Raw genomic sequence first — 13204 nt, forward strand, 5'->3', positions numbered from 1 at the left:
CTCTGGCACGGCATCCGAGTTCTGCTCTCACAGGTGCTCGGCGCCTCTCAAGTGGAGCTGAGGGGAATCGAACCCCTGACCTTCTCGATGCGAACGAGACGCGCTACCAACTGCGCTACAGCCCCTTTTCACTTGCTCGATGAGCATAGCAAGCCTGCCACCCCCATCGAACAAGGGGGTCCCTATTCACCCACGGCCCGGCGGTAGGAGAAGCGGTTCGGGTCGTCGAGCTCATGGAACGCGGGATCCTCGTCGTCGAGATCCACGACGACGGCCTGCCTCCGCACGCGCGTGGTGGGCATCGGCTTGCGCTCGGCACCGACCACGTCACCCGCATCGTGGTGGACGACCTCGATGTCCTCGAGCGGGTCCGCCCGCCGCGGGGTGCGCCGGGAGGCCGCGCGCAACCGCGCGAGTCGACGCTGCCGGATCTCCTCCTCGATGTGAACCTGCCTGCGCAGGTACACGAGGTAGGCCACCAGGGCCAGGTCCGCGGCACCGTGAGCCCACCACAGCACGGGAAGCACGAATCCCGCGGCGACCGCTGTCGTCAGCACGGCCAGGAGCAGGATCACCACGACCCGCTGACGGAACGCGTACTTCGCCTTGGCGGCGAGCGCCGCGGCCTCGGGGTCGAATCCCCCGCGTCCGGGCCGGTAGCGCCGCCGAACGGAACGGTGCTCACTCACCGCGCCGCGGTCCGACGCGAACTCCGCGTCGCCTCCGACATCGACGCCGTCGACGCCACCGGCATTTCGGTCGTCGCCATACGCATCGACGTCGTCACCGTGCGTGTCATCGTCGACGTCCTCGGCGCCGTCGTAGGCACCCCGGAAGTCGTCCACGTCGTCCACATCCTCACGCCCAGACTCGTCGACGTCCCCATGGCCGACCTCGCCGCTCGCCGTGTCGCGCGCACTCCCGCTGCGCACGACCCGCGCGGCCAGAGCCGCGTCGTTGGTCTGCGTGATCACCTGTCGCTTGCGCGCCACCATGGGAACGAGGACGGCAAGCCATGCCGCAGCGAGCCCCACGATGATCAACGAGCTGGGCATTCCCGTCACCTCCCCCGACCTGTACTGCGCGCCGTCGTGCTGAGCTCCTCCCGGCCCTCAGGCCCGCACTCCGCCCTCACTCCGGCTCTCGTCACGCTAGTCACCGGAGTAACGGAAGGTGTGGAGACTCGCCGGGCTGTTCTCCGACTCACCTGGTTGGCCGATATCGATTTCACACGAATTCAACGCTCGTCGGGCCATGCCGCCCTGCCCGAGCCCACCAACCGAGCAACGACACCCTCGCCGTTCTCCTCCACCGTGGTCGCGTAACAGAGGTGGTCCCGCCACGCGCCCTGCACCCGCAGGTAGCGGAGGAACAGTCCTTCCCTCCGGTATCCCGCCTTCTCGAGCACGGCCAGGCTCGCGACGTTCTCGGGACGCACCGTGGCTTCGAGACGGTGCAGCCCACCCGCCGTGAACGCGTGGTCGGTCGCCAACGCGACCGCTGCCGTCGCCACGCCGCCTCCGGCCTGCGTGGACGAGACCCAGTAACCGATCCACGCCGACCGCAACGCCGCCCTGATGACGTTGCCGATCGTGAGCTGGCCCGCGAACTCGTCGTCCACCGTGATCGCGAACGGGAAGCACTCGCCCCGCTTGGCGAGCCGACGCAGACCGGACCACTGCGACGGCCATGCGGCCAGCCCGTTGCGGTCTCGCCAACTGCCGGGCTGCTCGGGTTCCCAGCGTTCGAGGTACTCGCGGTCGCGCAGCCGAAGGCGGCTCCACTCAGGCCCGTCCCGCAACCGCACGGGCCGCAGTCGCACCACACCCGCGGGCACCACCAGCGGTCCCAACCTCGCGGGCCAGCCGGGCCGCTGAGGCTCCGTCACGTACGGCGCGCCGGACCCGGTGGACATGCTCCGCCCCGCTACACGCGTGGGGCGAGGAAAGCCACTCTGACCTGCTCGCCCGCGGCGACCTCGTCGAGATCGTCGTCCACGGTGATGAGGCAGTTGGCCTCGGCCAGCGACGTCAGCAGATGCGAGCCACCGGTGCCGAGCGGTTGGACGAGGTACTCGCCGTTGCTCTCGTCGCGCAGGAGCTGCCCGCGCAGGTAACCGCGTCTGCCCTTCGTGGACGTGATCGGCGACAGCAGTCGCGCCTCCACCGTCCGGCGGTGCGGATTCCTGGTGCCCCGAGCCGCCCGGATGAGCGGACGCACCATCACCTCGAACACCACGAGCGCACTCATCGGGTTGGCGGGGATGAGGAACGTGGGTACCGCGTCGGGCCCCAGCCTGCCGAAGGCCTGCGTGGAACCGGGGTGCATCGCCACCCGCGTCGTGTCGATGTCGCCGAGATCGGCGAGCGCGGCCTGGACCTCGTCGCCGATGCTTCCGCCCGCACCCCCGGCCACGACGATGACCTCGGACATCAACAGCCTGCCCTCGACAGTCTCCCGCAACCGCTTCGGGTCGAGCGGGACGATGCCGACCCGGCTCACCTCGGCGCCCGCGTCCCGCGCGGCCGCCGCGAGAGCGTAGGAGTTGACGTCGTAGACCTGACCGACGGCGGGAGTGCGGTCGATGTCCACGAGCTCGTCGCCCACGGAGATGATCGACACGCGGGGCCGCGGATGCACGAGCACCTTCGACCTGCCCACCGCCGCCAGCAGGCCGACCTGCGCCGCCGCGATCGTGTCGCCCTTGCGGACGGCGACGTCACCGGTCTGCACGTCCTCCCCGGTACGGCGCACGTAGCCGTGCGAGGGCACCGCGCGCCGAACCGTCACCTTCGCCGTGCCGCCGTCCGTGTAGGAACTCGGCACGACCGCGTCGGCGAGAGTCGGCAGCGGCGCACCGGTGGCGACCCGCACGGCCTGTCCGGGCTGCAACCGCCTCGGCTGCCGGGAACCGGCCGGGATCTCGCCGACCACCGGCATCTCCACGGGTTCCTCGTTGGCCGTGCGCACGTCGACGCTGCGCACGGCGTAACCGTCCACAGCCGCCTGATCGAAGCCGGGCAGCGCCTGCTCGGCGACAACCTCCTCGGCACAGAGCAGTCCCTGCGCCTCGGAAATGGCCACCCGAACGGGCCGAGGCCGCACTGCTGCCTTCAACAGCAGTGCGAGCTGGTCCTCCACCGACCGCAACTCGGCTGTCGGGTGCGTGACGACGGTCGACTCGGTGTCACTCATCAGTCGGCAGTACCGATCCGTTCGATCAGCCACTCACGAAGGGAGGGGCCGTAGTCGGGATTGTCCAGTGCGAAGTCGACGGCCGCGCGCAGGAACCCGCCGGGATTGCCCAGGTCGTGCCGGCCACCGTGGTGGACGACGACGTGTACCGGGTGTCCCTCCGAGATCAGGAGCGCGACGGCGTCGGTCAGCTGCAGTTCACCGCCCGAACCGGGTTCGATGCGCCGCAGGGCGTCGAAAATCGCCCGATCGAGCAGGTATCGGCCGGCCGCGGCGTACGTGGACGGCGCCTCCTCCGGCGCGGGCTTCTCCACCATGCCGTGAACCTGCTTGACGTCCGCATCGTCGGTGTCGGTCACGTCGAAGACGCCGTACGGGGAGATCTGCTCCTTCGGGATGTCGAACGCACACAGGACACTGCCGCCGTGGCGCGCGCGCACCTCGGCCATCTTGGACAGCACTCCCGTGGGCAGCACGAGGTCGTCGGGCAGCAGTACCGCCACGGCCGTGTCGGCGTCGTCGAGGTTCGGCTCCGCCTGCGCCACCGCGTGGCCGAGGCCGAGCGCCTCCTCCTGGATCGCCACCTCGACGTCCAGCAAGCCCGGTGCTCGCCGCACCTTCTCCAGCAACGAGGTCTTGCCCTTGCGCTCGAGCGTGGCCTCCAGGTCGGGTTTGCCGGAGAAGTAGTCCACCACCGACTTCTTGTCGGGAGAGGTGACGATCACCATGCGCTGCGCACCCGCTTGTGCGGCTTCACTCGCCACGAGTTCGATCCCCGGCGTGTCGACGACCGGCAACAACTCCTTCGGCACGGCCTTCGTGGCCGGGAGGAATCTGGTGCCGAGTCCTGCAGCCGGGACGATGGCGGTCCGGAACGTGTTCTCAATCGTGGCGCCCGTCATGGCCGCAAAGCCTAGCCTGGACGCGTGCAACGCACCGACAACGACAACCCCCCGGCGAGTGGCAAAGCGGCATGGCGTGAGCGAATTCGCGCCGAGCGCGCCGCCGTCCCGCAGGAACAGCGCGATGCGGAGGCTTCCGCGCTCGCTCGGAACCTCTCCGAGATTCAGGCGGCGACCGTCTGCTTCTACGTGCCCTTCGGCACCGAACCCGGTTCCCGGGCACTCCTCGACGTTCTGTCCCGTCAGGGCAGCAGAGTCCTCCTTCCTGTGATCCCGGACGCAGCAGGCCCTCTCGACTGGGCCGAGTACTCGGGTCCCTCCTCGCTCGCCACCGGAGTGTTCCCCCCGGTGCTGGAGCCCACCGGACCTCGGTTGGGACCGGACGCCGTGCGCGAGGCGGACGTCGTGCTGGTGCCCGCTCTGGCGGTCGACCGCGTCGGCGTACGGCTGGGCAAGGGCGGCGGCTATTACGATCGGTCACTCGTGCTCGCCTCCCGCGAGACCCGTTTCGTGGCGGTGGTGCGCGACTCCGAGCTGGTCGACCGGTTGCCCTCGGAGCCCCACGACGTGCGGATGCACGCCGCCCTCACCCCGGGCCGAGGGCTCGTCTCACTGGCCGAGCGACCCGAGGTGTGAGCCACGCCGCTCCGTCCCAGCGGGACCTCGATTGCGCTCGGGGAACACGATCGAGCAGAATTGCGTTAGCACTCCCGGCTCCCGAGTGCCAGATCGGGAGTGCCGAATTCTCTGAAGGAGACCTTGTGCCGACCTACCAGTACGCCTGCAAGGAGTGCGACCACCGGTTCGAGGTGGTCCAGTCGTTCTCCGACGCGAGCCTGACGGACTGCCCCGAGTGCCAGGGAACGTTGCGCAAGCTCTACGGGTCCGTCGGCGTCATCTTCAAGGGCAGCGGGTTCTATCGCACCGACTCGCGGTCCGACTCGAAGAGCTCCACCGCGGCGAAGCCCTCGTCGGACTCCTCGTCCTCGTCCTCGGACAGCTCGTCGTCCAGCACGTCGTCGAACGGCTCCTCGTCGAGCTCGTCGAACGGCTCCACCTCCTCCAGCTCGGCCGGCTCCAGCAGCACCTCCGCCGCCGCGGCGTCCTGACCGTAGCTTTCGGCCAGCTTCAGACGCGACCCGCGTGAGCCGGTTGTCCACAGGGTCAGAGTTGTCCACAGGTCGTTCGTCGGCTGCTTCCGAAGAGCGGGGGCTCGCTTCTACCGTCGTCCCCGGTGTGCGTGACGTGCGCCACCGGCAGGAACGGACGAGGGGGAAGCGGGATGGACGACACACGTACACGTGGATGGCGACGCCTCGTGCGGGCCCGGCTCCGCGGGCGACCACTCGTGATTCTTCGCCGCGGGCTCGCGGTTGCTCTGCTCCTGGTCGCCGCCGGTCTCGCCGCGGCTCCCGGCGCGGGCGGTGAACGGACGCTTCCCACTCTCGTCACCGCCAGAGACGTGGCGTCGGGCTCAGCCTTGTCGTCCGCGGACGTCCGCGTCGTCGACATGCACGTCGAGGCCCGCCCCGAGGGCGTGCTGTCCGAGCCCGCGCAAGCCCTGAACAGAAGGTTCGTAGGGGCCGCACGTGCAGGCGAACCGGTCACCGACGTCCGCCTCGCCGACCACCGGAGCGCGCCACCGGGCTCCACCACCGTCCCACTTCGACTGGCGGACTCGGGCATCACCGACCTCTTGAGACCGGGCACCCGCATCGACGTCGTCGTACCGGCCGAGGGCGGCGACCAAGCCGACGTCCTCGCCGAGAACGCGACCGTGGTCACCGTGGCGGAACCGGAGGCCGGCAGGACCACGGGACCGCTCCAGCCGCACCGGCCGTTGGTTCTGGTGTCGGTGCCCGACGAGCAGGCTCCTCACGTCGCCGCAGCCGGTCTCGACCGGCCCGTCACCGTGACACTGCGATGAACAGCCGGCGCGATCTCACCGGTCGTGATGAGGCGGCCGGTTCTCGCGATACCAGTCGTCCGAGAGCCCTGCCGAGGAAGAGCTGTCCCGCTCGTCCCGAGTGGTGTCGGGCAGGACGTCACCGAACACGTCGTCGAGCGTCTTTCGACGACGCGGGCGTTCTCGTCGGCTCTGCTCGTTCGGCTGCACGGTGTCGTCCAAGGTCACTCGAAAGGGAGGGTCTGTCAGGCCTCGTCCAACCCCGAGAGCTGATCTATGACGTGAGGCACCAGGGCCGACAACGTGGCCATGCCGTCTCGGACCGCAGCGCGGGATCCGGCGAGGTTCACCACGAGCGTACTTCCCGAGATGCCCACGAGACCGCGCGAGATGCCGGCATCCATCGCTCCTGCGGCGAGGCCCGAAGTGCGCAACGCTTCCGCGATTCCCGGGACCGGCCTGTCGAGCACGCCTGCGGTGGCGTCCGGCGTGACGTCGCGCGGAGAGACCCCGGTGGCTCCGACGGTGATCACCAGGTCGACCCCACCGATCACCGCTGTGTTCAGCGCGTTGCGGATCTCGACGGTGTCGGCACGGACCACCACGATGCCGTCGACGATGAAGTTGGCTTCCTCCAGGAGCTCGGTGACGAGCGGGCCCGTGCCGTCTTCCAGTTCGCCTTGAGCCACCCGGTCGTCCACGATCACGACGAGGGCCCGACCCAACCGCTGCGCATCCCGTTCCATGACCACTACCGTAGTGCCACTCGTCGACTCAGGGTGACCGGCGCCGCGCACGCGGCTCGACACGACCGCGGCATCGACCGGCGGAGCCGCGCGTACTTCGAAGCCCGACGCACCTGGGCGAACCTCCCCTGGTTCTCGATCTCGACGGCGTCCGGACGGCCCACGGACACACCCGCGAGTTCGGGCGTGTCCGTCCACGTGGGCCTGTGCTCAGTTGACGGCGACCGGCTGGCCGCCCAGCGTCACGTCGACCTTGCTGTCGTCCGCGAGAGTGAAGGTGACCTTCTCCCCCGGCGCTCTCGTGCGGATTGCGGCGACCAACGTGTTCGCGTCGTCGATGCGCCGCTCACCCATCTTCACGATCACGTCGTTCGATTCGAGGCCGGCCTTCTCCGCGGGGCTGCCCGCCTGGACGTCGCCGATCCGCGCCCCGCCCTGCGGGGCGTCACCCACGGTGGCCCCGATGTAGGTCTGCGTGGCGTGGCCGTTCTCGATGATCTCGTCGGCGGTTCTCCGTGCCTGGTCGATCGGGATGGCGAAGCCGATACCCACGTTGCCACCCTGCGAGGGGCTGTAGATCGCGGAGTTGATCCCGATCACCTGGCCCTGCATGTTCGCCAACGGGCCACCCGAGTTGCCCGGGTTGATCGCCGCGTCGGTCTGGATGGCGTCCATGACGGTGGCCTGGTCGCCCTGACCACCCGCGGTCACCGGCCGGTTCAGGGAACTGACGATGCCCGCTGTCACAGTGCCGGCGAGCTCGAACGGCGAACCGACCGCCACCACGGACTCTCCCACGCGGAGGTCGTCGGAGCGGCCGAGTTCGACCGTGGTCAGGCCGTTGACGTTCTCGGCGCGCACCACGGCGATGTCGGTCGTGGGGTCGCGTCCCACGATTTCGGCCTGAGCTCGGTCGCCGTTCTGGAACGCCACGACGATGCGGCCCCCTTGGGCAGCGGCCTCCACCACGTGATTGTTCGTGAGGATGTAGCCGTCCTCGCTGATGACGAAGCCGGAGCCCTCGTTGGCCGAGCCGACGCCCTGCACCTGCAACTGCACGACGCTCGGTTCGAGCTTCGCGGCCACCGATTCGATGCTGCCCTCGGGCACGTTGCCGGTCTGCTTGGCCGGGGGAGGCTGCTCGAGGGCGTTCGGTGCCGACGGTCCCGCTGCGGTGTCCGCCGCGAGATAGCCACCCGCCGCACCGGCGCCGCCACCGACGAGCAACGCGAGCAACGCGACACCGGCCACGAACTTACGCGGCATGACGGCTCCACCCTGCTGTGCCGTGGGCGCTCCCACCCGCTGGTACGCGCCGTAGTCCGGCGGCGCGTAGGGCGACGAGCCGTACCCGCCGGGCGCGTGGCCGGGCGGAGGCGTGTGCGGTGGGTACTGAAAGTCGTGCGGCGCACCGGTTCCCGTCGGCCCGCTTGCGGCACCGTGTGGGGTCGACGCGTCACTCTGTGCCGAGTCCGGCTGCTCCGGCGTTCCCGGCGCCGGAGTCGGCCTGTCCTGAGCGGAAGGGTCGTTCTCGGTCATGTCTCCATGATGGGGCGAAGTCCTGAGAACATGCTGAATTCCGTCTGTGTGCTCGGTACGAGTCCGTCACCCGGCCGTCCGCAGCCGGTCCGCGATCTGCTCCGGCGTGCTGTCGTTGATCCACACGGCCATGGCCGACTCCGAGCCCGCGAGGTACTTGAGCTTGTCCTGGGCTCGACGCACCGAGAACAACTCGAGATGCAACCAGGCCAGGTCGCGGTCGCGATGCACCGGCGCCTGCTGCCAACCGGCGACGTACGGCAGCGGCCGGTCGTACAACGCGTCGCAGCGTCGCAGTACCGACAGATAGAGCTCAGCGAAGTCCTCCCGCTCGGGTGTCGTCAGAGCCGCGAGATCCGGCACCTGACGGTGCGGGACGACCAGTACGTGCACCGGCCATTTCGCTGCGGGAGGGACGAACGCGCTCCAGTACCGACCCTCTGCGACGATGCGCCTGCCGTCGGCCCGCTCCGAGGCGAGCAGGTCGGCGAGCAACTCGCTTCCGTGTTCGGCGCGGTGAGTGCGGGCGGCTTGCAGCAGACGCTCCGTCCGCGGAGGCACGAACGGGTAGGCGTAGATCTGGCCATGGGGATGGTGCAGCGTCACGCCGATCTCCTCTCCCCGGTTCTCGAACGGGAAGACGAGAGCGACGCCGTCACGTGCGGACAGCTCGGTCGTGCGATCGGCGAGCGCCTCCAGCACGGTGCACACCCGGCGTGGGCTCAGCTCGCGGAACGAACTGTCGTGGTCGCTGGTGAAGCAGACGACGTCGGCGTGTCCCGCCTCGCCCGAGAACGAGGGGAAACGGTTGTCGAACACCACGACGTCATAGTCGGTCTCGGGCACCTCGGTCGGTCTGCCCAGCGAGCTCGGGCACAGGGGGCACAGGTCGGCGGCCGGCTTGTACGTGCGACTCTGCCGGTGGGCGGCGATGACCACCTGCTCGCCCGTGAGCGGGTCACAGCGAATCTCCGACACCGCCGTGACCTCGGGCAGATCGCGGCTGTCCACCGCCGTGCGCGGAAGCGGACGTGGTCCCTCGTCGTAGTAGGTGATCCGGCGGCCGTCCGCGAGGTGTCGCACCGCTTTGTTCACGCGCGCTCCCCTCGTCGTCGCACCGGCACGATGGCGAGCTCACCCACGTGGGCCGAGAGCGCGTCGCGCGCGGTGTCGGCCAGTCCGTCGTCGCTGATCAGCACATCGGCCTCGGACAGTGCGGCCACCGTCGAGATGCCCACCGTGGCCCACCGTGTGTGGTCGGCGAGGACGACGAGGCTGCGGCCGGTCTCCACCAGCGCGCGGTCGGCCTCGCTCTCGGTCAGGTTGGGGACCGTGAACCCGGCCCGCTCACAGATCCCGTACACCCCGAGGAACACGAGGTCCACGTGCAGCCCGCGCAGACTCTGCACGGCGAGCGGCCCGACGAGGACGTCGGATCCGCCGCGCATGCCCCCGGTCAGGATCACCACACGGTCCGGTTGCGCGGACGCGGCGGCGATGTCGGCCACGGTGAGGGAGTTGGTGACCACAGTCAGGTCGGGCACCGGGTCGAGGGCACGTGCGAGCACGTTCGTCACCGGACTCGACGACAGCCCGACTGCCTGGCCGGGTCTCACCCGACGCGCCGCCTCGGCCGCGATGGCCTCGTGCCGCAGTCTGGTTTCCGCACAGGTGTCGAGCCGGGAACCGCCCGTCGCGGTGGTCGCCCCGCCATACACCTTCTCGACCAGACCTCGGCCTGCGAGCACATCGAGATCCCGCCGGATGGTCATGTCCGACACACCCAGCCTGCTCACGAGGTCACTCACCCGAACCGCACCGGTGCGTCGGGCCTCCTCCAGAATGACCGCCTGTCGTTGCCGCGCCAGCACTGTCGACTCCGTCCCCGCGACCACGCCTCTATCACAAAAGCGTACGCCAATTAGCACACGCACGGTGATGATCACCCGTACGTGGAGTGACACCCCGCGGACGGCGGTACCGCGGACCGCGCCGACGTCAGCCGGAAATCCCGGGAAGACGCAGGGCCATGAGCGCCCCACCCTCCGGCTTGTTGTTGGCGTAGGCCGTACCGCCGTGCCGCTCGGCGGCCTGTTTGACGATCGCCAGACCGAGCCCGGACCCGGGCATCGTGCGGGCTTCGTTGGACCGATAGAAGCGGTCGAACACGTGCGGCAGGTCCTCGGGTGCGATTCCGGGGCCCGAGTCGGACACCTCGACCACGGCCGTGCCATCGCCCAACGGACGAAGGGCGACATGGACGACGGAGTTCTGCGGCGAGAACTTCACGGCGTTGTCGAGCAGGTTCAACACCGCGCGTTCGAGTGCGTGAGAGTCGCCCGTCAGCACCCAGGGCTGCAGGTCGGCCTGGAAATCGATCGTCCCGGCTCGGCGCCGAGCCCGGTCGAGCGCGCGTTCGACCACCTCGACGAGATCGACACGTTCCGTGGTGTCCGTGGCGCTGTCTTCGCGCGACAACTCGGTGAGGTCGCCGATGAGCTGGGTGACCTCGTCGAGTTGCGCGCGGATGTCCGATTCGATGTCCGCGCGGTCCCGAGCGGACAACGAGGGCGCCCCCTCGCGGCTCGCGGCGAGGAGCAGTTCGAAGTTCGTGCGCAAGGACGTGAGCGGCGTGCGCAACTCGTGACCGGCATCGGCCACCAACCGACGCTGCCGATCTCTCGACTCCGCGACCGCCGACAGCATCGTGTTGAAGCTCTGCGTCATCCGAGCGAGTTCGTCGTCGCCGCTCACGGGGATCGGCCGCAGGTCCATGCTGCGCGTGACGCGCTCCGTCGCCGAGGTCAGCCGCTCCACCGGACGCAGCCCCGCCCTGGCGACCGCCGTTCCCGCCGCCGCAGCCACCAGAATCCCGGCTCCACCGAAGAACAGCAGCACCAGCGCCAGCTCGCCGAGAGTCCGCTTGGTGGGGGCGAGCGATTGGGCGAGCACCATCGCGACGCCGTTGCCCGCGGGCAGCGCGACGACCCGCATGTCGGTGCTCTCGTCGGTCCGCAGCGACGAGTCGCTCGACCCGTCGGCGACGGCGAGTTCGCTCCTCCCCCACGGGGGCGGGGTTCCCGCACGTGGGTAGACGAGCTCCCCCCGTGCCGTGAGGAGCCCGATGTGGATGTCACTACTGACCAGGAACGCGCCCGGCACGGACTGCAGCCGGGTCTCGACGGACGGGCTCTCCACTGCGGCCTGCGCGCGGTTCAGCAGGTTCTCGTCGAACTCCGCGTACAGATTGCGGTGCACCGTGACGTAGGCACCGAGTGACACCAGCGCCACCGTGCAGCCCACGCACACGGCCGCGAGCAACGACACGCGCGCCCGCAGGGAGAAGCGTCTGCGTCTCGGCTGTGGACGCGCCTCCAGCTCCGGACCGCTCGTCACGGCGGGGTCTCCCGCAGCACGTAGCCGACGCCACGCACGGTGTGGATCAGTCGGGGCTCCCCCTCAGCCTCCGTCTTGCGCCGCAGGTACCCCACGTAGACCTCGAGGGCGTTACCGGAGGTGGGGAAGTCGTAGCCCCACACCTCTTCGAGGATCCGGTTACGGGCGAGCACGTGCTTCGGCCGCGACATGAACAGCTCAAGCAGCGCGAACTCGGTGCGCGTGAGGCTGATCTGTCGACCTCCGCGGGACACCTCCCGGGTGTTCGGGTTCAGCGTGAGGTCCGCGAACGTGAGGACGTCGCCGTCGCTCTCCTCGCCGTCCTGGCCCGCTCTGCGCAGGAGTGCACGCAACCGCGCGAGCAGTTCCTCCAACGCGAACGGCTTCGGCAGATAGTCGTCGGCGCCCGCGTCGAGCCCGGCCACGCGGTCGGACACCGCATCCCGCGCGGTCAGCACGAGGATCGGCAGATCGTCGCCGACGCCGCGTAGCCGACGCGCGACTTCGAGGCCGTCGAGCCGCGGCATCATGACGTCGAGCACCATGGCGTCGGGACGATCGGCGGCCACCTTCTCCAGTGCCTGGGCGCCGTCACCGGCGAGATCCACCTGGTAGCCGTTGAACTCCAGCGAACGCCGCAGCGACTCCCGGACAGCCCGGTCGTCGTCCACAACGAGAATGCGCATGGGTCCAGTCTGGCCCCGATGGCTGAGAAGCTCCTTAACGACGTGGATCCGTCAGTCGACGAGACCGCCCCGGTAGGCGAGCAGGGCAGCCTGCACCCGGTTGGCCGCACCAATCTTCGACAGCACTGCCGAGACATAGCCCTTCACGGTGGCCTCGGACAGGTGAAGCCGGCTGCCGATCTCGGCGTTGGAAAGTCCCTGCCCGATCAGCGTCACCACTTCGCGTTCCCGCTCCGACAACGACGCGATCAGCTCGCGAGCGGGGGCCGAAGCGCGCTGCCCGTCGCGATGGGCGTTGACCATGCGCGCGGCGACGCTCGGGTCGAGCACGGCTCCGCCGCGGGCGAGGTCGCGGATCGCGCGCACCAGCATGGTGGGCTCGATGTCCTTCAGCAGGAAGCCGTTCGCCCCGAACCGCAACGCGAGACTCACGTACTCGTCGATGTCGAAGGTCGTCAGCATGGCGACGACGGGAGGGTTGGGCAACGTCTGGATCGCCCGCAACGCCCGAATACCGTCGTCGGGGGTGCGCATGCGAATGTCGAGTAACGCGACGTCGGGATGGAATCGCCGCACGGCTTCGACCGCCGTTCTGCCGTCAGCAGCCTCGCCGGCGACCTCGATGTCTGAAGCAGGCGCCACCATCGCGCGCAGCCCCGACCGGACCAGCTCCTCGTCGTCGGCGAACATCACCTTGATCAACAGCGCCTCCGGCAGCCGACGGAGCGCGTTCCGCGCCCAGTCACAAAGCGGTTACTGATAAGTAGTGGAGGTATTACAGTGAGCGGCCCGCGTTCCGTCAAGGTCCCGCTCACACCGTGGACCGGCCGACGC

General features: G+C 69.4%; 15 protein-coding genes and 1 tRNA gene. 3 read left to right on the plus strand and 13 right to left on the minus strand.

From position 1 onward, the window contains the following. Positions 1-52: 52 nt before the first annotated feature. From SACAZDRAFT_RS09830 to SACAZDRAFT_RS09850, 5 genes are all read right to left on the minus strand, one after another. Positions 53-125: transfer RNA gene (locus SACAZDRAFT_RS09830), tRNA-Ala, on the minus strand. Positions 126-182: 57 nt separating this feature from the next. After that, on the minus strand, positions 183-1055 hold the full coding sequence (gene sepX / locus SACAZDRAFT_RS09835) for a divisome protein SepX/GlpR (RefSeq protein ID WP_005441101.1): 873 nt from the start codon (positions 1053-1055) through the stop codon (positions 183-185). 182 nt (positions 1056-1237) lie between these two features. Continuing rightward, on the minus strand, positions 1238-1915 hold the full coding sequence (locus SACAZDRAFT_RS09840; protein ID WP_005441102.1) for a GNAT family N-acetyltransferase: 678 nt from the start codon (positions 1913-1915) through the stop codon (positions 1238-1240). Between the two features lie 11 nt (positions 1916-1926). Further along, the gene (glp, locus tag SACAZDRAFT_RS09845) at positions 1927-3195 is read right to left on the minus strand and encodes a molybdotransferase-like divisome protein Glp (protein ID WP_005441104.1); all 1269 of its coding nucleotides are present in this window, start codon (positions 3193-3195) and stop codon (positions 1927-1929) included. Then, a complete protein-coding gene (locus SACAZDRAFT_RS09850) occupies positions 3195-4097 on the minus strand; it encodes a UTP--glucose-1-phosphate uridylyltransferase (protein ID WP_005441110.1) in 903 nt (300 codons plus the stop codon). The genes glp and SACAZDRAFT_RS09850 overlap by 1 nt, the downstream gene beginning before the upstream one ends. Positions 4098-4121: 24 nt before the next feature. Here SACAZDRAFT_RS09850 and SACAZDRAFT_RS09855 point away from each other — a divergent pair, with 24 nt between their 5' ends. The 3 genes from SACAZDRAFT_RS09855 (at position 4122) to SACAZDRAFT_RS09860 (ending at position 6024) form a co-directional block, all read left to right on the plus strand. Further along, positions 4122-4733, plus strand: a complete 612-nt coding sequence (locus SACAZDRAFT_RS09855; RefSeq protein ID WP_005441111.1) for a 5-formyltetrahydrofolate cyclo-ligase — start codon at positions 4122-4124, stop codon at positions 4731-4733. Positions 4734-4858: 125 nt separating this feature from the next. Then, positions 4859-5206 carry an FmdB family zinc ribbon protein gene (locus SACAZDRAFT_RS22450; RefSeq protein WP_005446998.1) on the plus strand — a complete coding sequence of 116 codons (348 nt, stop codon included), beginning with the start codon at positions 4859-4861 and terminating at the stop codon, positions 5204-5206. A 173-nt stretch (positions 5207-5379) separates the two neighbouring features. Then, positions 5380-6024, plus strand: a complete 645-nt coding sequence (locus SACAZDRAFT_RS09860; RefSeq protein WP_005441140.1) for an SAF domain-containing protein — start codon at positions 5380-5382, stop codon at positions 6022-6024. A gap of 15 nt (positions 6025-6039) precedes the next feature. Here the strand turns inward: SACAZDRAFT_RS09860 and SACAZDRAFT_RS09865 are convergent, their stop codons facing one another. From SACAZDRAFT_RS09865 to SACAZDRAFT_RS09900, 8 genes are all read right to left on the minus strand, one after another. Then, on the minus strand, positions 6040-6231 hold the full coding sequence (locus SACAZDRAFT_RS09865) for a hypothetical protein (RefSeq protein WP_005447000.1): 192 nt from the start codon (positions 6229-6231) through the stop codon (positions 6040-6042). Positions 6232-6248: 17 nt separating this feature from the next. Further along, on the minus strand, positions 6249-6749 hold the full coding sequence (locus tag SACAZDRAFT_RS09870; protein ID WP_005441142.1) for a MogA/MoaB family molybdenum cofactor biosynthesis protein: 501 nt from the start codon (positions 6747-6749) through the stop codon (positions 6249-6251). A 210-nt stretch (positions 6750-6959) separates the two neighbouring features. Continuing rightward, positions 6960-8288 (minus strand): S1C family serine protease, encoded by a 1329-nt coding sequence (locus SACAZDRAFT_RS09875; protein WP_232286397.1) that lies wholly within the window; start codon positions 8286-8288, stop codon positions 6960-6962. A 66-nt stretch (positions 8289-8354) separates the two neighbouring features. Beyond that, complete coding sequence (gene galT, locus SACAZDRAFT_RS09880; protein ID WP_005441146.1) at positions 8355-9383, minus strand: galactose-1-phosphate uridylyltransferase; 1029 nt, start codon at positions 9381-9383, stop codon at positions 8355-8357. Further along, complete coding sequence (locus SACAZDRAFT_RS09885) at positions 9380-10159, minus strand: DeoR/GlpR family DNA-binding transcription regulator (RefSeq protein ID WP_005441148.1); 780 nt, start codon at positions 10157-10159, stop codon at positions 9380-9382. The genes galT and SACAZDRAFT_RS09885 overlap by 4 nt, the downstream gene beginning before the upstream one ends. 127 nt (positions 10160-10286) lie before the next feature. Next, entirely contained in the window at positions 10287-11684 is a 1398-nt protein-coding gene (locus SACAZDRAFT_RS09890) for a sensor histidine kinase (protein WP_005441150.1), read from the minus strand. Further along, positions 11681-12370 (minus strand): response regulator transcription factor, encoded by a 690-nt coding sequence (locus SACAZDRAFT_RS09895; protein ID WP_005441152.1) that lies wholly within the window; start codon positions 12368-12370, stop codon positions 11681-11683. The genes SACAZDRAFT_RS09890 and SACAZDRAFT_RS09895 overlap by 4 nt, the downstream gene beginning before the upstream one ends. Positions 12371-12421: 51 nt before the next feature. Continuing rightward, positions 12422-13072 carry a response regulator gene (locus tag SACAZDRAFT_RS09900; protein ID WP_005441153.1) on the minus strand — a complete coding sequence of 217 codons (651 nt, stop codon included), beginning with the start codon at positions 13070-13072 and terminating at the stop codon, positions 12422-12424. Positions 13073-13204: the final 132 nt, after the last annotated feature.

The organism is Saccharomonospora azurea NA-128 (assembly GCF_000231055.2).
Taxonomy (GTDB): domain Bacteria; phylum Actinomycetota; class Actinomycetes; order Mycobacteriales; family Pseudonocardiaceae; genus Saccharomonospora; species Saccharomonospora azurea.